Annotated in this window: 14 protein-coding genes; 12 read left to right on the plus strand and 2 right to left on the minus strand. The window is 73.3% G+C overall.

Annotated features, from left to right (window positions below):
- Nucleotides 1-15 precede the first annotated feature (15 nt).
- Nucleotides 16-1,227 carry a serpin family protein gene (locus AB0910_RS09930; RefSeq protein ID WP_366744037.1) on the minus strand — a complete coding sequence of 404 codons (1,212 nt, stop codon included), beginning with the start codon at nucleotides 1,225-1,227 and terminating at the stop codon, nucleotides 16-18.
- A gap of 268 nt (nucleotides 1,228-1,495) precedes the next feature.
- Here AB0910_RS09930 and AB0910_RS09935 point away from each other — a divergent pair, with 268 nt between their 5' ends.
- The 9 genes from AB0910_RS09935 (at nucleotide 1,496) to AB0910_RS09975 (ending at nucleotide 10,855) form a co-directional block, all read left to right on the plus strand.
- Nucleotides 1,496-2,248, plus strand: a complete 753-nt coding sequence (locus AB0910_RS09935) for a GntR family transcriptional regulator (RefSeq protein WP_366744038.1) — start codon at nucleotides 1,496-1,498, stop codon at nucleotides 2,246-2,248.
- A 304-nt stretch (nucleotides 2,249-2,552) separates the two neighbouring features.
- Nucleotides 2,553-2,735 (plus strand): SPOR domain-containing protein, encoded by a 183-nt coding sequence (locus AB0910_RS09940; RefSeq protein ID WP_366744039.1) that lies wholly within the window; start codon nucleotides 2,553-2,555, stop codon nucleotides 2,733-2,735.
- Between the two features lie 10 nt (nucleotides 2,736-2,745).
- Nucleotides 2,746-3,189, plus strand: a complete 444-nt coding sequence (locus AB0910_RS09945) for a (deoxy)nucleoside triphosphate pyrophosphohydrolase (protein WP_366744040.1) — start codon at nucleotides 2,746-2,748, stop codon at nucleotides 3,187-3,189.
- 406 nt (nucleotides 3,190-3,595) lie between these two features.
- Nucleotides 3,596-4,015 (plus strand): ATP-binding protein, encoded by a 420-nt coding sequence (locus AB0910_RS09950; RefSeq protein WP_366744108.1) that lies wholly within the window; start codon nucleotides 3,596-3,598, stop codon nucleotides 4,013-4,015.
- Between the two features lie 171 nt (nucleotides 4,016-4,186).
- Complete coding sequence (locus tag AB0910_RS09955; protein WP_366744109.1) at nucleotides 4,187-6,754, plus strand: SpoIIE family protein phosphatase; 2,568 nt, start codon at nucleotides 4,187-4,189, stop codon at nucleotides 6,752-6,754.
- 272 nt (nucleotides 6,755-7,026) lie between these two features.
- The gene (locus AB0910_RS09960) at nucleotides 7,027-8,046 is read left to right on the plus strand and encodes a glycosyl hydrolase family 18 protein (RefSeq protein ID WP_366744110.1); all 1,020 of its coding nucleotides are present in this window, start codon (nucleotides 7,027-7,029) and stop codon (nucleotides 8,044-8,046) included.
- 121 nt (nucleotides 8,047-8,167) lie between these two features.
- Nucleotides 8,168-8,611, plus strand: coding sequence for a MarR family transcriptional regulator (locus AB0910_RS09965; RefSeq protein WP_366744041.1), 444 nt, complete (start codon nucleotides 8,168-8,170; stop codon nucleotides 8,609-8,611).
- 11 nt (nucleotides 8,612-8,622) lie between these two features.
- The gene (locus AB0910_RS09970) at nucleotides 8,623-10,245 is read left to right on the plus strand and encodes an MFS transporter (protein WP_366744042.1); all 1,623 of its coding nucleotides are present in this window, start codon (nucleotides 8,623-8,625) and stop codon (nucleotides 10,243-10,245) included.
- Nucleotides 10,246-10,300: 55 nt separating this feature from the next.
- Nucleotides 10,301-10,855, plus strand: a complete 555-nt coding sequence (locus AB0910_RS09975) for an isochorismatase family protein (RefSeq protein ID WP_366744043.1) — start codon at nucleotides 10,301-10,303, stop codon at nucleotides 10,853-10,855.
- 76 nt (nucleotides 10,856-10,931) lie between these two features.
- Here AB0910_RS09975 and AB0910_RS09980 read toward each other — a convergent pair whose 3' ends face one another.
- A complete protein-coding gene (locus AB0910_RS09980) occupies nucleotides 10,932-11,159 on the minus strand; it encodes a hypothetical protein (RefSeq protein ID WP_366744044.1) in 228 nt (75 codons plus the stop codon).
- A 291-nt stretch (nucleotides 11,160-11,450) separates the two neighbouring features.
- On the opposite strand from AB0910_RS09980, the gene AB0910_RS09985 reads away from it, so the two are divergent.
- The 3 genes from AB0910_RS09985 to AB0910_RS09995 all read left to right on the plus strand — a co-directional run bounded on the left by AB0910_RS09985 (nucleotide 11,451) and on the right by AB0910_RS09995 (nucleotide 17,830).
- Entirely contained in the window at nucleotides 11,451-13,883 is a 2,433-nt protein-coding gene (locus AB0910_RS09985; RefSeq protein ID WP_366744045.1) for an ABC transporter substrate-binding protein, read from the plus strand.
- Nucleotides 13,884-14,381: 498 nt separating this feature from the next.
- Nucleotides 14,382-16,256: a translational GTPase TypA gene (gene typA, locus AB0910_RS09990; RefSeq protein WP_366744046.1), complete on the plus strand. Its 1,875-nt coding sequence runs from the start codon at nucleotides 14,382-14,384 to the stop codon at nucleotides 16,254-16,256.
- A 644-nt stretch (nucleotides 16,257-16,900) separates the two neighbouring features.
- Entirely contained in the window at nucleotides 16,901-17,830 is a 930-nt protein-coding gene (locus AB0910_RS09995) for an ABC transporter permease (protein ID WP_366744111.1), read from the plus strand.
- Nucleotides 17,831-17,886 lie beyond the last annotated feature (56 nt).

Raw genomic sequence — 17,886 nt, forward strand, 5'->3', positions numbered from 1 at the left:
CGCTCCGTCCGCAGGTCAGTCCTCGGCGCGGTCCGTGCCGGACGGCGGCCTCGCCACCCAGCCGGTGACCAGGCAGAGGCCGGTCGCGCGCTGGACGGCCGCGAAGCCGAAGGGGCGGTCGAGGGTGGCGGTGACGCGGGGGACCCGGCTGGGCGCCGCGGCGGCGGCGCCCGCGCGCATGCCGAACGCCGTGACGGCCGCCGCCTCGAAGCCCTCGGCGCCGAACTCCGCCGTCGCGGCCTGCGCGGCGGAGCCGACGGCGAGCGGCGCGGGCGAGATGCCGGGGAAGTGGCCGCGCGAGGCGTCGCTCGCCGCGGCTAGGCCGAACACCTCGGCGCGGCGCAGCAGATCGTGGTGGGCCGTGAGGCGGAAGGCCGGCACGTCGACGCGGAGCAGCGGGCCGGGCGCGGGGCGCGTCGACTCGATCACGTCCTTGGCGAGGCCGGGCCCCGCCTGTGGCCCGTACGGCAGCGCGTCCGCGGAGGTCACCGCGCACCGCCCCGCGAGCGCGGCCACCGCACCGCCGAGCACCTCGCCGGGGCCTGCGCCGGGCGGGCCGAGCAGAAGGTGCACGTCGATGCCGTTGTCGCCCCGCACCCGCAGCAGCGTCAGCGGGCCGTGCCGGGTGTCCGCCACCGCGGCGTCGCCGAGCCCTGGGGTGGTGCGGGTGAGGAGGGGGAGCGGCAGGCCCGCCCAGGGGCCCGCGGCCACGGGCCGCGCAGGGCCGCCGGTGAACGGGTGCTCCCAGCGCGTCGTCAGCCGCAGCGCGCTCGCCAGGACCAGCGGGACACCGGGGCCGACGTCGACCGGCATCCGGTCGATGCGCCCCTCGGTCTGGCGCGCGGCCCAGGCGTCGAGGGCCGCGCGGTCCGCCGCCGCGTCCCCGGTGAGTGCGGCGTGGCTGCCCTCGGGGAGGGTCGTGAGCCAGGCGTCGTGCAGCGGCAGCGAGCGCGCGGTCCACAGGCCGAGCGCCGCGTTCAGCCCTGCGGCGCCCGGGAGTTCGGCGAACAGCGCGCGTGCGGCCGCCGCCGCGTCCGGTGCCTGGGCGCCGACCGCCGACTCCAGTTCGCGGCGCGCGGGCCCCTGCGCCGCCTCGGCGAGCAGCGCGAGCAGCGGCCAGGCGCCGGCCGCCGAGAAGACCGTGTCGCGTGCCGCGTCGAGCCCCCGCGCCCACCGCGCGGTGAGCTCGGCCACCCCGGTCACCGCCGCCGTCTGCTCCCGCGCCATGTCCTGCCGCCCTTCTCCCGGTCGCCCGGCGCCTGCCGCCCGCGCACGTCCGTGCCCCTACCCGTCATGCCGTACCCCGTCCCGCCGTCTCCGCGACCCCGTCCCGCCGTCCCCGCGCTCACCAGGGGGAGCGTGCCGCGCGCCGGGATAGGGAGTATGCGTGGGGCGGACACATCTCATCACTTCGGGTGAAACCATGGCCCATGCTTGCGATGATCAACCCTGGGTTGCCACTCTGTTGCTGTCTGTCAACGTGAGGGAGTGGCCCGTGGCGTTCGGTGAGCAGCCCGCCTATCTGCGCGTCGCGAGCGATCTCCGGCAGAAGATCGTCGACGGGGTGCTGCCGCCGCACACGAGGCTCCCGTCCCAGGCCCGCATCCGCGAGGAGTACGGGGTCTCGGACACCGTGGCGCTCGAAGCCCGCAAGGTGCTGATGGCCGAGGGGCTCGTCGAGGGGCGCTCGGGATCGGGCACGTACGTCAGGGAGCGGCCGGTGCCGCGCAGGATCGCGCGCTCCGGCTACCGGCCGGCCGCAGGCTCGAACCCCTTCAGGCAGGAGCAGGCGGACGAGGGGGCGTGCGGCACCTGGGAGTCGCGCAGCGAGCAGGAGGACGCCTCGCCCGAGGTCGCGGCCCGGCTCGGCATCGACGCGGGCGACCGCGTGATGCGCACGCGGTACGTGTTCAGGGCGGAGGGCGAGCCGATGATGCTCTCCACCTCCTGGGAGCCCCTCGCGCTCACCGGGCGCACGCCCGTCATGCTGCCGGAGGAGGGACCGCTCGGCGGCTGCGGCGTGGTGGAGCGGATGGCCGCGATCGACGTCGTCGTGGACAACGTCCTCGAAGAGGTCGGCGCGCGCCCGGGGCTCGCCGAGGAGCTGCTCGCGCTCGGCGGGGTGCCCGGGCATGTGGTGATGGTGCTCCAGCGGACGTACTACGCGTCGGGGCGCGCGGTCGAGACGGCGGACGTCGTCGTCCCCGCCGACCGCTTCAGGATCGCCTACCACCTCTCCGTGCGCTGACCGCGCTCCCGGGCGGCCCGTAGCCCCCTCGGGGCGCCGGGACGCGCCGCCCCTGAGCCGGTGCGCGGGGCGCATACCGGCGCGCGCCGGGCGCACCGTGGGGCGGATCGAGGGGCGCGCGGGGCCGTCACGCGACCGCTCTTTTCGGTGCATTGTTGGCCGGAAGTTGCCTCTTCGTGTATTCCCGCCTCCGGTGCGTAAGGGTCGGGCGTAGGCTCTGGCATATGCGCACAGGGGTTTGCTGGGGATGCTCGGCGCGTCCGGACACACGGGTGCGGTCGACGGCGGCCGCGGAGGTGCGGGCGTGAGCGAAGGGGGGACCGCCCTGCTGTCCTGGCAGGTCATACGGGACGACGACAACGGCAACCGCTACCGCGTCGCCTGGTACGCGACACGGGACGAGGCGCAGCGGCTCGCCGAGGCGCTCGACGGGCACGCGCAGGGGCCGGTGTACAGCGTCGAGCGGTTGGAACGGAACCCGACATAGGCTCCGGCGCATGACGGAGCGGAAGACGGCGCGCGTGGTGGTCGCAGGCGCCGTGTACGGGGGCGGGCGGCTGCTCGCGGCGCGCCGCAGCGCGCCTCCCGAACTGGCGGGCGGCTGGGAGCTCCCCGGCGGCAAGGTGGAGCCGGGCGAGCGCGAAGAGCACGCCCTCGTAAGGGAGTTGCGCGAGGAGCTGGGCGTCGAGACCGTGCCGGTCGCCCGGGTGCCGGGCGCCTGGCCGCTGCCCCGAGGCCACGAGCTGCGGGTCTGGACCGTACGGCTCGTCTCGGGCGAGCCGCGCCCGCTCCAGGACCACGACGCCCTGCGCTGGGTGACGGCGTCCGAGGCGGCGCCCGACGGGCAGGGCCCGGCGCGTGATCCGGTCGACTGGCTGGAGGCCGACCGCCCCGCCGTACGCGCGGTGCTCGCCCTGCTCGGCCCCGAACTGACCCCCTGAGCCCTGCCCGGCCGTGCGTCGGGTCCCCCCGACCGGGCACGGCGGCGCGGGGGAGCCGTACGACCCGCGACGGCCGTACCTCGGCCGGACCCGGGCGCCGATGCCCGGCGGCGGCCGGGCCGCCGCGCCGCGGCGCGGGCCGTGGCGCGCACCCGCTCCCCGGGCGCGCCTCCGCGCGCCCCCATCGGACGCCCCCCGCGCCCCCCGCGCAGCGGTGTGCCCGCGCGTATGGCACCGTCGTGCGGGCATAACGCATAGCGGGGGCGTGGCGACTTCTCTGCGGTGGTTCCGGGGAGAGCGCTCCGACCTGCGCCGCTTTGCGCGGTAGTTCAGGGCTATTTTCGGGTATGGGCAGTTTGATCCCCGAAACAAACGAGACAGCGGGGGGCGCCGCGTGCTGTGGGAAGTGGTCGGGTTGATCGACACCGAGGACGAGTCCGCCGAGTGGATCCTGCCCGCCGAACCCGGAGCCGTGCGTGTCGCCCGCCACGACGTGCGGGACACCCTGCGCGCGTGGCGGCTGTCGCCCGGTGTCGAGGACACCGCGATGCTCCTGGTCAGCGAGCTGGTCACCAACTCGCTGACCTACGCGCCCGGCCCGATCGGCATGCGCCTCGAACTGCGCACGCTCCCGGACCGGGAGGAGGTGCTCCTCGTGGAGATCTCGGACCAGCGGCCGGAGGCGCCCATCGTCCAGCGCGCCCCCGGCCCCGAGGACGAGCGCGGGCGGGGGCTCCAGCTGGTGGCGAGTTCCGCCCGCCGCTGGGGCACGCGGCGCGGGAAGACAGGTAAGACCGTGTGGTTCGAGCTGCCTCTCCATGGTTAGAAGTCACAAGGGACGACGGTCACAGCGGGTTTCGCGCAGGTACGGAGAGAACGAGACCGTGCTGTGATCGTGAACGCCGTGTCAGCCGGGCCCGCGGTGCTGAATACTGCGGGGCAGGGCCGGTCCGGTGTGTGAGCTGGAGGGGACGGTCGCGTGAGCGAGACACCAGAGATGCCAGAGGCGACGGGTGACGACGTCGTGTGGCAGAGCAGCCCGCCCGGCTCCCTCTACGAGCACATCAGGGTGGCTTCCTTCTCGATCGGCGCCGACGGCCTGATCGACCAGTGGAGCGGCCGCGCGGCCGAGTTGTTCGGCTTCGCGGCGCGTGAGGTCAGGGGCAAGGACCCCCTCGAAGTCTTCGTACCTCCCGAGTTCCGCGCGAAGGGCTACCGCAAACTCAGCGAGATCCTGGACGGCAAGGAGTGGACCGGCATGGTCCCCTATGTCCTGCCGTCGGGCGCGGGCGGGCCGGAGGGCAGGCAGCACGGCCTCGCCGAGGTCTATGTGATGCCGAGTGAGACGGACCAGGGCGAGCGGGGCGCGCTGTGCGTCGCCGTCGATGTGCGCGCACTGCGCCGGATCGAGACCGACCTTGCCTCTTCGCAGGCTATTTTCGGTCAATCTCCTTTCGGTTTTATCCTCTTCGGCACGGATCTCGAGGTGCAGCGGGTCAACCAGCGCTTCGCGACCGTGTTCGGCGGCCGGCCGTCCCAGCACCGCGGCAGGACCGTGCACGACTACCTCAAGCTCGGCGAGGCCGAGCGCCTCGAAGCGGCCCTGCGCCGCGTCCTCACCACGGGCGACCCGGTCACCGAGTTCAAGCTCGTCGGCGACCGCCCCGGCACCGGCGGGCCCGAGCGCCGCCACTGGTCGCTCAACCTCTACCGGGTCGGCAGCGGCACGGGCCGCACGCTCGGCATCGCCGCCATCGCGACGGACATCACCCACCGCCATGTCGCCGCGCGCGAGGCGGCGAGCGCCCGCCGCAACCTCGCCCTGCTCAACGAGGCGAGCGCCCGCATCGGCAACTCCCTCGACCTGGAGACCACCTCGCGGGAGCTCCTCGGCGTCGCCGTACCCAACTTCTGCGACACGGCCTCCGTCGACCTGTACCAGTCGCTGCTGACCGGCGAGGAGGCGCCGCCGGGCCGGTGGGCCTCGTCGGAGGAGTCCGGCGGCGGTACGGCGCGGCTGCGCCGCGTCGCGTTCGCGAGCGCCGTCTCCGACGGTCCGCTCTCCGGCCCCGGCGAGCTGCACGACGGCTACACCTCGCCCGAGGTCGGCGCCGTGCACCGCTTCCCCTTCAGCTCGCACAGCGCGGGCGCCCTGCGCAGCGCCCGCGTGCGGTCGATACCGGGCGAGCCGGGCAGCCTCATCCAGTCCACGCTCGCCGTGCCGATGGTCGCGCACGACACCGTCGTCGGACTCGTGCAGTTCTCCCGCGCCAAGGGCAGCGAGCCGTTCGGCGACCGCGACCGCGCGCTCGCCGTGGAGCTCGCCGCGCGCGCGGCCGTCTGCATCGACAACGCGCGCCTCTACCGGCGCGAGCACGAGCGGGCCCTGATCCTCCAGCGCAGCCTGCTGCCGCCGGGCGACCCCGAGGCCGCGGGCCTCGACATCGCCTGCCGCTACCTCCCCGGCAACGCGGCCACCGAGGTCGGCGGCGACTGGTTCGACGTCATCGAGCTGCCGGGCCACAGGACCGCGCTCGTCGTCGGCGACGTGATGGGCCGCGGGCTGCGCGCCGCCGTCGCGATGGGCGAACTGCGCACGGCCGTAAGGACGCTGGCGCTGCTCGACCTGGAGCCCGCCGAGGTGCTCGGCGCCCTCGACGAGATCGCGAACGGCCTCGGCACGCCCAACGGCAGGCAGCAGGCGACCCGTACCGCGCACCGGGCCGCGGACGCGGACCTCGCCGAGGTCTACCTCGCCACCTGCGTCTACGCGGTCTACGACCCGGTCACCCGGCGCTGTACGTTCGCCAACGCGGGCCACCCGCCGCCCGTCGTCGTCGAACCGGGCGAGAAGGCGCTCCTGCTGGACGTGCCGCCGGGCGTGCCGCTCGGCGTCGGCGGCGAGCCGTTCGAGCAGGTCGAGGTCGAGCTCTCGGAGAACTCGCTCCTCGCGCTCTACACCGACGGCCTCGTCGAGTCCCGTGACCAGACGCTCGAAGAGGGCCTCGCCGCGTTCCGCGCCTCGCTCGGCCACGCGGAGCAGCCCCTCGAAGACGTCGCCGACCATGTGCTCACCACCCTGGAGACCGGCCACGGCCAGGACGACATCGCTTTGCTGATGGCCCGTATCCAGGGCCTGCCCGCCGAGTCCGTGGGTGACTGGCGGCTGCCGCGCGAGCCCCGCTCCGTCGGCAGGGCCAGGGAGTACGCGCGGGCCCAGCTCGTCGCCTGGGACCTCGAACCCCTCGTGGACACCGTCGAGTTGCTGGTGAGCGAGCTCGTCACCAACGCGATGCGCTACGGCGAGGGGGAGATCAGGCTCCGGCTGCTGCTCGACCGGACCCTGGTGTGCGAGGTGTGGGACGCGGGCCTCGTGCAGCCGCGCAGGCGCCGTGCCCGCGACACCGACGAGGGCGGGCGCGGCCTCCAGCTCGTCGGCATGCTGAGCTCGGCCTGGGGATCGCGGCGCACCCCGCGCGGCAAGACCGTCTGGTTCGAGCTGGCCCTGCCGGGCAGCGCGAGCGCCACCGAGCCGACGGTCGAGCAGCTCCTCAGCATGTTCTGAGCCGCGAGAGCCGCAGGCGCAGGAAGCCGCGAGCCGCGACCGCAGGCGCAGGGCGCCGTGTGACACCGCGCGAAGCCGCCGTGCCGCGGCCCGCCGGGGCCCGCGTGTCCCGACCCGCATGTCCTGATCCCGCAACGTTTGCCGCAGGTCCCGCCGGTGCCCTGCGCACCGCCCGTACGCTGAGTCCCCTTCGCGGCCCCCTCGGGCCGCGCCTCGGGGAGGGGGCAGCGGTGCCGGAACGTACGCGCGGACGGCGGGCCGCCGTCGCACGGATGTGGCGCGGCCGGCTGCCGCGCGGGATCGCGGCCGCCCTCGCCGTGCTGGTGGTCCTGCCCGTCGTCACCGCGGGCGCCGCGCTGCGCCTCGCCTACACCGGCGACCTCAAGGACGGCACCCGCACCCGCGGCAGGGACGCCGTGTGGCTGGGGCACGCCTGGGTCGACGGGCGCAAGGACGACAGGGACCTCGCCGCCCTCGCCCGGCGGATCGAGGGCACAGGCGTGCGCGACCTGTACGTCCACGCGGGGCCGCTCGAACACGACGGGACGCTGCCGGCGGGCCGCCACCCGCGCGCGGCGTGGCTGATCGCCGCGGTCCACCGCAGCCTGCCGGGGGTGCGGGTGCACGCCTGGCTCGGGGACGTGCTGGCAGGCGAGGGCCCCGACGGCCTGCGGCTGGCACGCGCCGCGACCCGCGAGGCCGTGCGGCGCTCGGCCCAGCAGGTGCTCGACGCCGGGTTCGACGGCGTCCACGTCGACCTGGAGCCCCTGCACTCGGGCGACCGCGACTTCCTGCTGCTCCTCGACGAGCTGCACGCCCTGACCAGGGGGCGCGGCGCGGTGCTCTCGGCCGCCGCGGCGCAGATCGACCCGCTGCCCGCGCTGCACACCGCGGCCGGGGCGCTGACCGGCCACCCCAAGTGGTGGTCGCAGGCGTACCTCAAGCAGGTCGCACGCCGGGTCGACCAGATCGCCGTCATGTCGTACGACACGGCGATGCCGCTGGCCTCGCTCTACGGCGGCTATGTCGCCCAGCAGACCTCGCTCGCCCTCGACGCCGTGCCTGCGGGCACGGACCTGCTGATGGGGCTGCCGTTCTACCGCGAGGAGGACATGAGCCACCACGGGTACGCGGAGACCCCGGCCGCCGCGATCCACGGCCTGCGCCTCGCGCTGGGGCGCGGCGACGCCCACCGGGAGCGGTTCGGCGTCGCCCTCTACGCCGACTTCGCGGCCACGGAGAGCGACTGGGCGGCGTACCGCGCGGGCTGGGGCGCGACAGCCCGCGCCTGACGCGGGGACCTCACGCCGGGCCCTACGTGTGGGCGCCGGGCCGCGCGGCGCGGGCCGCGGTGACGCACGGAACAGCAGGCAAACTTGCAAGGCTGCCTGTCGAGTTCGTACCCTCGAAGACATGGCCGAACCGTCGGGAGGACCCACGTCCGAGCAGGTGGCAGCGGACATCGCCGCCGCCGCCGGGCTGCTGGCGCGGCGCCTGAGGTACACGGCACCCGCAGGCGGCCTCACCGCGTCCCAGCGCTCCGCCCTGGTGCGGATCCACGACGAAGGCCCCGCCACCACGGCGGCCCTCGCCCGCGCCGAGCACATCAAGCCGCAGTCGATGCGCCTGACGCTCGGCGTGCTGGAGGAGCAGGGGCTCGTCGAGCGCACTCCCGACCCGACCGACGGCCGTCAGTCCGTCGTGTCGGTCACCGGCCACGGCCGCGCCGTCCTCGAAGGCGTGCGCGCGGCCAAGCAGACCTGGCTGTCAAAGGTGATCGCCGAAGAACTCGACGCGGACGGGCGCCGCACCCTGGCCGATGCTGCGGCCCTGCTGCGACGCCTGACCGAGAAGTGAGCACGGCCCACGTGAGCACCACCGACACGCGCCACCCACGCACGGACGGAGGGGACGACACGACATCGCGCACCCGCGAGACCACCGGCCCCGGGACGGCCCCCGACACCGGGGCCGACAGCGCTGACAGCGCTGACAGCACCGACAGCGCTGACAGCACCGACAGTGCTGACGGCGCCGACAGTGCTGACGGCGCCGAGGGCACGGCCGCAGGGGCGGCCGTCGGCCGCGCCCCGGCGGGGAAGGGCTTCGCCGGGCGGCTGACCCTGCCGCTGCTGATGGGGTCGCTGCTCAACCCGCTCAACACCACCATGATCTCCACGGCTCTCGTGTCGATCGGCCGCGACTTCGGGGTCGGCGCCGCCGACACGGCCTGGCTGATCTCCGTCCTCTATCTCGCGAGCGCCGTCGCCCAGCCCGTGCTCGGCAAGCTCGCCGACTCGCTCGGCCCGCGCCGCGTCTTCCTCGGCGGCCTCGTCGTGGTGTTCGCCTCGGGGCTCGTGGGCGCGCTCGCGCCGTCCTTCGGCTGGCTGCTCGTCTCGCGCCTGCTGCTCGGCATCGGCACCTCGGCCGCCTACCCGGCCGCCATGTCCGTGCTGCGCGACGAGGGCCGCAGGGTCGGCCGCACCCCGCCCCGCCCCGTACTGGCCCGGCTGTCCTTCGCGGGCCTCGGCAGCGCCGCGGTCGGCCCGACCCTCGGCGGCCTGCTCGTCGGCGCCTTCGGCTGGCGCGGCATCTTCGCCGTCAACCTGCCCGTGGCGCTCGCCGCCTTCGTCCTCGCGCTGGTCTTCGTACCGAAGGACGGCACGGGCGCCGAGCGCGCGGCGGCCCGCGCGGCCGACCCGGCCGCCGGGGCGCAGAGCTCCGTGTGGCGGTCCGTCGACCCGCTCGGCATCGGGCTGTTCACCACCGCGCTGACACTCCTCGCCTTCTTCCTGCTCGACCTCGGCCACCCGGTGTGGTGGCTCCTCGCGCCGTTCGCCGTCACCTCGCTGGTCCTCGCCCGCTGGCAGCTGCGCGCCAAGCAGCCCTTCATCGACCTGCGGATGCTCGCCGCCAACGGCGCGCTGGCCCGCACGTACCTGCGGCACGGCATCAGCTACCTGCTCATCTACTGCGTGATGTACGGCTTCACGCAGTGGCTTGAGGACGGCCGCGGCTACTCGTCGAGCACGACGGGCCTGCTGATGCTGCCGATGTCCCTCGCCGCGCTCGTCTGCTCGCTGCTCGGCGCCCGTACGAAGGGGATCCGCGGCCCGCTCACCCTCGCCGCCCTCCTGCTGCTCGCCGGCGCGAGCCTGCTCGCCTTCGTCGGCGGCGGCACGCCGCTCGTGGTGCTGCTGGTCGCGGGCGCCTGCTTCGGCGTCCCGCAGGGCCTCATCGGCACCAGCAACCAGGCGGCGGTCCAGTCGTACTCGCCCGCGCACAGCATCGGCTCGGCCGCCGGCCTCCAGCGCACCGCCCAGTACATCGGCGCCGTCGCGGCCTCCAGCCTGATCGCCCTCGCCTACGGGCAGCGGGCCACCGACAGCGGCCTGCACCTCATGGCCGCGGTCTCGGCGGGCCTCGGGGTGCTGCTGATCGCCGTGACCCTCACGGACCCGGCACTGCGCCGCGGCACCCGGACGACGTGAGCCACAAGCCCCCCACACCACCGACGCAGCCCCATCGCAAGGAGAACAGCCGCACATGACCGCCACCACGCTCGACCCGAAGACCGCCCTGGTCGTCGTCGACCTCCAGAAGGGGATCGTCTCCCTGCCCACCGTCCACTCCGCCGACGAGGTGGTGGAACGGTCAGCGCGGCTGGCCGCCGCCTTCCGCGCCAAGGGCCTGCCCGTCGTGCTCGTGCGCGTCACGGGCGGCGCGCCCGGCCGCACCGAGCAGGGCGGCTCCGGCGGCGGGCAGCCGCCCGCCGACTGGGCCGACCTGGTCGAGGGGCTCGGCAGGCAGGACGGCGACATCGTCGTCACCAAGCAGGTCTGGGGCGCCTTCCACGGCACCGACCTCGATCTCCAGCTGCGCCGCCGCGGCGTCACCCAGGTCGTCCTGACCGGCATCGCCACCAGCATCGGCGTCGAGAACACCGCGCGCGCCGCCTACGAGCACGGCTACCACGTCACCGTCGCGACGGACGCCGTGACCGACATGGACGCCGAGACCCACCGCAACGCCGTGGAGCGGATCTTCCCGCGCCTCGGCGAGACCGACACCACGGACGCGATCATCAAGCTCCTCGGCTGACCGCTCCCGCACGGCCCGGGGCCCGCGCCCGCCCTTTCGGCGGCCGCGGGCCCTGCCGCGTCACGGGCCCCGGGCCTCAGGGCGCCCGGCGGTAGCGCGCGCCGAGGCCCTCGTCGTCCGAGTCCGTCCACAGCGCGCCGTCGTACGGCGTGTCGGGGACCGCCACCAGGTCGACGCGGTCCGCCGCGGGCACCCCGAGCGGGTCCCGGGGCAGACGCGCGATGCTCTGCTCCAGCCGTCCGACCGTGCGGACCAGGTCGTCGAGGCTGCGTCGTACGGCTGCCAGTTCGTCGTGCAGGGACATCGGCCGTGCCCTCACTTCCGCGCCGTGTGCGTACGGGGTCCCCCGGGGATGCGGCCCCGGGCGGCTCTCTGCGCAGCAAAAAGTGTTCCGTGCCACCTCCCCTTTTGGGAAGAGCGCGTGCGCCGGGAGCCCCGCGCACGCGGGACCGGCCCCCCGACTGGGCCGCACGAGTGGCCTCCTGGGCCTCTCCCGACGTGTCTGCCCCCTCCCGCCCCGCACGGCCCCTTCAGTGGTCGGACATAGGTGTGATCATCTCTAAAATCCATGAACCAGGATGAAGGGGTACAAGTCATGTCCCAGGTCGGCGCCCCGCGCGGGAGGACGTGCTCCGGGAGGACATGCCCCCGGACATTCCGCTCCGTCGCTCTCCTGACCACTGGTGTCCTCGCCCTGCCGGTCCTGTCCGCGTGCAGCGCGGACCACGACAACGGCAAGGCGGCGGCCGTCGACATCTCCCCGGCCGCCCGCGACGCGCTCGCCCAGGGCGGCACCCTGAAGTGGGCCGTCGACTCCGTGCCCGCGACGCTCAACGCCTTCCAGGCGGACGCCGACACCACCACCGGCACGATCGCGGGGGCCGTGCTGCCCTCGCTGTTCACCCTCGACAAGAACGGGCAGCCGCGGGCCGACCCGGACTACCTGGAGTCCGCGAAGATCGTCAAGCGCGAGCCGAAGCAGGTCGTCGAGTACAAGCTCAACCAGGCCGCGGTCTGGAGCAACGGCAGGGAGATCGGCGCCCCCGACTTCGTGGCCCAGTGGCAGGCGCTGCGCGGCCGCAACTCGGCCTTCTGGACGGCGCGCAACGCAGGGTACGACCGGATCGAGAAGATCCAGCGCGGCAAGGACGACCTGGACGTCAAGGTCACCTTCAGCAAGCCGTACGCGGACTGGGAGTCCCTCTTCACGCCGCTGTACCCGAAGGAGGTGACCGCCACCCCGGGCGACTTCAACGACGGCGCGCGCGCCTCCCTGACGGCCTCGGCGGGCCCCTTCCAGGTCAAGTCGGTCGACCGCAAGGGCAAGGAGACCACCCTCGTGCGCAACCCGCACTGGTGGGGGCAGCCGGCGAAGCTCAGCTCGATCGTGCTGCGCGCCATGCCGATGGACGCGCGTCCCGCCGCGCTCGCCTCGGGCGAGCTGGACGTCGCCGACGTCGACACCGGCGCGGCGCAGCGCATCTCCTCCGCGACCGGCTCCTCGGGCGCGAAGGCACGTCCCGCCGCGGGCGCCCAGGGGCAGAAGGCGGAGCAGGGCGCCGAGGGCGCGAACGGGCAGCAGGCGGCCGGGCTGAGCCCCGCGGAGCAGGCCGCCGAGAAGAAGCGCGTCGCCGCGGCCAGGGCCGCGACCGCGGCGCAGGCGGCGAAGCTCAAGGGCAAGGAGCTGGCCGCGTTCCGCGACGAGCAGAAGGCGCTGAAGGCGTTCTCCGTGCGCAAGTCGCTCGAACCCGCGTACACGCAGCTCGCCATGAACGGCGAGACCGGGCCGCTCGCCGACGACCGCGTACGGCGCGCCGTCGCCCGCGCCATCAACCGGCAGAAGCTCGCCGACTCCGTGCTCAAGCCGCTCGGGCTGCCCTCGAAGACGCTCGGCAGCCACCTCGCCGTCGCCGGGCAGCCCGCGTACGCGGACGCGAGCGACGCGCTCGGCAAGCAGGACGCGCACGAGGCCCAGGCGCTGCTCGCGGACGCCGGGTGGACGCCCGAGGGGGCGCGCAGGGCGCCCGAGGACAGCACGAAGGCCGGCAGCGAGAACAAGAAGACCGACACCGGCAAGGGCACGGCGGGCTCGGCGGACGACACGAAGAAGTCCGAGGACGGGAAGAAGTCCGAGAAGCCCGGCGCCGGTACGTCCGACGACACGAAGAAGTCGGACGAGAAGAAGGACGCCGCGAAGGCCAAGGACGACGACGGCGAGAAGAGGTCCGAGGACGGGAAGAAGGCCGACGACGCGTCCGACGACAAGCCCGCCGAGCAGCAGCCGGGCGGCATGGCCGGCGCCTACGCGCCGCGCGGCTCCGCCGCGGCGTCGGAGGCCGCAGCCTCGAAGGCCGCCGCGCCCGCGGCCGGCCCGCTCGGCAAGAACGGCAAGCCGCTGACGCTCCGCTTCGTCCTGCCGTCGGGCCAGGGCTCCGAGCAGCTGCGCACGGTCGGCGACCGGATCGCCGGGATGCTCGGCAAGGTCGGCATCAGGACCGAGATCACCAAGGTCCCCGACAGCAGCTTCTTCAAGGACTACATCGCCTCGGGCGCCTACGACCTGGCCCTGTACTCCTGGCCGGCGACCGCCTACCCGGCGACCGACGGCCGGCCGATCTACGCCAAGCCGCAGCCCGCGGCCGACGGCTCGCTGATGGTGGAGCAGAACTACACCAGGGTCGGCACGGACCGCATCGACCAGCTGTTCGACCAGGCGGCGGGCGAGCTGGACGCGAAGAAGGAGGACGCGCTGCTCAAGCAGGCGGACGCGAGGATCTGGGCCGCGGCCGGTTCCATCCCGCTCTACCAGCGCCCCGAGCTGGTGGCCGCGCGCGACGACGTGCGCAACGTCGGCGCCTTCGGCTTCCAGAGCCCGCGCTACCAGGACATCGGCTTCACCACGCTGAAGGGCCACGAGGGCCCGCAGGCCAAGGGCGCCGAGCCCGGCACGGCCCACAAGAGCGCAGACGCGTCCTCGGACGACAGCGGTGAAGGATCGGACGACGGCTCGGGCGACGACCAGTCCTGAGCAGGCACGGCGCGCGGGGAGCCGCCAGGCGAGCCCCTCCGCGCACCCGTGACCTGAAGATCCGGAGAAGACCCGGCGACCCGGCAGCGCCCCCGCGGGGAACCCCGGAAGAAGAAAGCGACCGCCCGGCGATCAGGCCGCGCGGCGGACCGTAAACAGCTTGCCCGCCGGTCCTCCCGGCGGGCAAGCTCATGTCCGAGTCCCTGACCCGAGCTCGCCGCACCACCGCACGTCCCTGCCCGCACCCCTGGTGAGCGGGCATGCCCAGGCCCCGGCCGCCCCGCGCCCCCGCGCGCCGCCCACCGGGCCCACGGCGCCCGCCGCGCGGGGCCGTGCCCACGCCCGTATCCCCGCCCTCGCGGGCGGGGCGCGAAGCCTGTCCGCCCGTCGGGCTTCGCGCCCCGTACCATGGGGAGAGCCGTGGCGCGAAGCCCGGCGGGCGGACGGGCCAGATTCGGAAGCCGCCTCATCCCACGATCGAGAGAAGCGCCAGTCAGCATGCCCACGCGCCACGACATCCGTAACGTCGCCATCGTCGCCCACGTCGACCATGGCAAGACCACTCTGGTCGACGCCATGCTGAAGCAGGCGGGCGCGTTCGCCGCGCACGCGGCCGAGCACCTCGACGAACGGATGATGGACTCGAACGACCTGGAGCGTGAGAAGGGCATCACGATCCTGGCGAAGAACACCGCGGTGAAGTACCACCCGAAGGACGGCGGCGAGCCCGTCACCATCAACATCATCGACACCCCGGGCCACGCCGACTTCGGCGGCGAGGTCGAGCGCGGACTCTCGATGGTGGACGCCGTGGTGCTGCTGGTCGACGCCTCCGAGGGCCCGCTCCCGCAGACCCGGTTCGTGCTGCGCAAGGCGCTCTCCGCGAAGCTCCCGGTGATCCTCTGCATCAACAAGACGGACCGCCCCGACGCCCGGATCGAGGAGGTCGTCGACGAGACGTACGACCTCTTCCTCGACCTCGACGCGGACGAGGACCAGATCGAGTTCCCGATCGTCTACGCCTGCGCGCGTGACGGCGTCGCCTCGCTGACCAAGCCGGAGAACGGCACGGTCCCCGCGGACAGCGACAGCCTGGAGCCGTTCTTCTCCACGCTCCTCGCCCACGTGCCCGCCCCCGAGTACGACGGGGCCGCGCCGCTCCAGGCGCACGTCACCAACCTCGACGCGGACAACTTCCTCGGCCGCATCGCCCTCCTGCGGGTCGAGCAGGGCGAGTTGAAGAAGGGCCAGACCGTCGCGTGGATCAAGCGCGACGGCAGCGTCTCGAACGTCCGCATCACCGAGCTGCTGATGACGGAGGCGCTGACCCGCAAGCCGGCCGAGAAGGCGGGCCCCGGTGACATCTGCGCCGTCGCCGGCATCCCCGAGATCATGATCGGCGAGACCCTCGCGGACCCGGAGAACCCGATCCCGCTGCCGCTGATCACGGTCGACGAGCCCGCGATCTCGATGACCATCGGCACCAACACCTCGCCGCTCGTCGGCAAGGGCGGCAAGGGCCACAAGGTCACCGCGCGCCTGGTCAAGGACCGTCTGGAGCGCGAGCTGATCGGCAACGTGTCGCTGCGCGTGCTGCCCACCGAGCGCCCGGACTCCTGGGAGGTGCAGGGCCGCGGCGAGCTGGCGCTCGCGATCCTGGTGGAGACCATGCGCCGGGAGGGCTTCGAGCTGACCGTGGGCAAGCCCGAGGTGGTCACCAAGGAGATCGAGGGCAAGGTCCACGAGCCCGTCGAGCGCATGACGATCGACTCGCCCGAGGAGCACCTCGGCGCCATCACGCAGCTGATGGCGGCCCGCAAGGGCCGGATGGAGACCATGACGAACCACGGCTCCGGCTGGGTCCGCATGGAGTGGCTCGTGCCGTCGCGCGGCCTCATCGGCTTCCGTACGGAGTTCCTCACGCAGACCCGCGGCACGGGCATCGCGCACTCGATCTTCGAGGGGCACGAGCCGTGGTTCGGCGAGCTGCGCACCCGCAACAACGGCTCGCTGGTCGCGGACCGCGCGGGCGTCGTCACCGCCTTCGCGATGACCAACCTCCAGGAGCGCGGCGTGCTGTTCGTCTCGCCGACGACGGAGGTCTACGAGGGCATGATCGTCGGCGAGAACTCCCGCTCCGACGACATGGACGTCAACATCACCAAGGAGAAGAAGCTCACCAACATGCGCTCCTCCACGGCCGACGTGACCGAGTCGCTGGTCCCGCCGCGGCTGCTGTCGCTCGAGCAGTCCCTGGAGTTCTGCCGCGACGACGAGTGCATCGAGGTGACCCCGGAGACGGTCCGCATCCGCAAGGTCGTCCTCGACCAGAAGGAGCGCGGCCGCGCCGCGTCCCGCGCCAAGCACTCCTGACCCTCGGGGGCGGCCCGCGGCCGCCCGCAGGGGTCTGCAAGGGCGTCGGCCCGGCTCCGCCGCACGCGCGGCGGGGCCGGGCCGTTCCCGTACGGGACCAGCCGTTTTCCGTGCGGCAGGGGCCCGCTCCGCAAGCCATTTTTCTCTGAACACCGTCCGGAATGCGGACGTCGCGCTCCGGAACATATGTTAACGGTCCGTTTCGGGGGTGTCTGTCTGTGCTTACTTTGTCCGGATTTCGGGCGGACGCCTCTGGGTGATGTTGTCAAAACGAGACCCTTTAAGTGTGGTTTACGGCCCGGTCGTACTTAATAGTTGGCTCCATTGAGCTCGGGTCAATGGGTCATGCGCTGTGGGGGGCGACGGCTCACGAGCACACTGAGGGCGGGCAACTGGTGCGTCGACACCGCTGAGTCAGCGCGCGTAGAAACCGCCCTTCTCGCAAGTGACAAGTGGACTCATGAGGAGGACCCCATGCGCGGTGCCATAAGCACCACACGGGTCGGGCGCGCGATGGTGATCCCCGCGGGGGAAGTGCGATCGTGACAAGTCCAGTTCAGACCGAGGACACCTCGGCTCCTGGCGGGTCGGGTCCCGACGCCGTCACCAAGGAGGGGGCCCAGGAGGCGAAGCCCAAGGAGGGCCTGTCTCCCGGCCAGTTGATGTGGCGCCGGTTCAAGCGCGACCGCACCGGGGTCATCTCCGCCTGCGTCGTGATCTTCTTCTTCGTGATCGCGCTCCTCGCCCCGCTCATCAGCAAGGTGTACGGCAAGGACCCGTACACGCTCTACGGGCAGAACAGCCTCACGCTGCTCAACGAGTTCAACATGCCGTCGGCCTCCTTCGGCGGCGCGTCGGGCAGCTTCTGGTTCGGCATCGAGCCGAACCTCGGCCGCGACGTGTTCACGCAGCTGCTGTACGGCATGCGCACGTCGATCTTCACGGCTCTCGGCGCCACCCTGGTCGTCGTCATCCTCGGTGTGCTGATCGGCCTGGTCGGCGGGTACTTCGGCGGGGTCGTGGACTACTGGCTGGGCAGGTTCACCGACCTGCTGCTCGGCTTCCCCTCGCAGCTGTTCATGCTCGCCTCGATGCCCGTCATCACGGCCGCCTTCGTCAAGCCGGACGAGAACACCCCGGTCTGGCTGCGCGCCGCCGCCATCATCGCCGTCACCGGCGTCCTGGGGTGGATGGGCCTCGCCCGGCTGATCAGGGCCGCCACGCTCACCCTGCGCGAGCGGGAGTTCGTGGAGGCGGCGAGGATCTCCGGCGCCTCGCCCTGGCGCATCATCCGCAAGGAGCTGCTGCCGAACCTCTGGTCCCCGATCCTGGTCCAGGCGACGCTCCAGCTGCCCTCGAACATCCTGAGCGTGGCCTTCCTCTCCTTCGTCGGTGTCGGGTTCGTCGAGCCCACCCCGGACTGGGGACGGATGTTCGCCAACGGCGCCCAGTACATCGAGCAGGACCCCTGGTACATGCTCTACCCGGGTGTCGCCATGGTCATCTTCGTGGTGGCCTTCAATCTCCTCGGCGACTCGGTCCGAGACGCATTCGACCCGAAGTCCGGGCGCTGACCGACCAGTCGGCACCGAGCTGAGGGGACTGCTGCCACCCCGGGCGTGGATTCAGG

It is taken from the genome of Streptomyces sp. NPDC047002, from assembly GCF_040704505.1.
Classification (GTDB): Bacteria; Actinomycetota; Actinomycetes; order Streptomycetales; family Streptomycetaceae; genus Streptomyces.

Excerpts from the sequence above, each read along its gene's own strand:
- AB0910_RS09930 (WP_366744037.1), bottom strand. The coding sequence starts at position 1,227 with ATGGCGCGGGAGCAGACGGCGGCGGTGACCGGGGTGGCCGAGCTCACC.
- AB0910_RS09975 (WP_366744043.1), top strand. The coding sequence starts at position 10,301 with ATGACCGCCACCACGCTCGACCCGAAGACCGCCCTGGTCGTCGTCGAC.
- AB0910_RS09965 (WP_366744041.1), top strand. The coding sequence starts at position 8,168 with ATGGCCGAACCGTCGGGAGGACCCACGTCCGAGCAGGTGGCAGCGGAC.
- AB0910_RS09980 (WP_366744044.1), bottom strand. The coding sequence starts at position 11,159 with ATGTCCCTGCACGACGAACTGGCAGCCGTACGACGCAGCCTCGACGAC.
- typA (WP_366744046.1), top strand. The coding sequence starts at position 14,382 with ATGCCCACGCGCCACGACATCCGTAACGTCGCCATCGTCGCCCACGTC.
- AB0910_RS09955 (WP_366744109.1), top strand. The coding sequence starts at position 4,187 with ATGCCAGAGGCGACGGGTGACGACGTCGTGTGGCAGAGCAGCCCGCCC.
- AB0910_RS09945 (WP_366744040.1), top strand. The coding sequence starts at position 2,746 with ATGACGGAGCGGAAGACGGCGCGCGTGGTGGTCGCAGGCGCCGTGTAC.
- AB0910_RS09985 (WP_366744045.1), top strand. The coding sequence starts at position 11,451 with ATGTCCCAGGTCGGCGCCCCGCGCGGGAGGACGTGCTCCGGGAGGACA.
- AB0910_RS09960 (WP_366744110.1), top strand. The coding sequence starts at position 7,027 with ATGTGGCGCGGCCGGCTGCCGCGCGGGATCGCGGCCGCCCTCGCCGTG.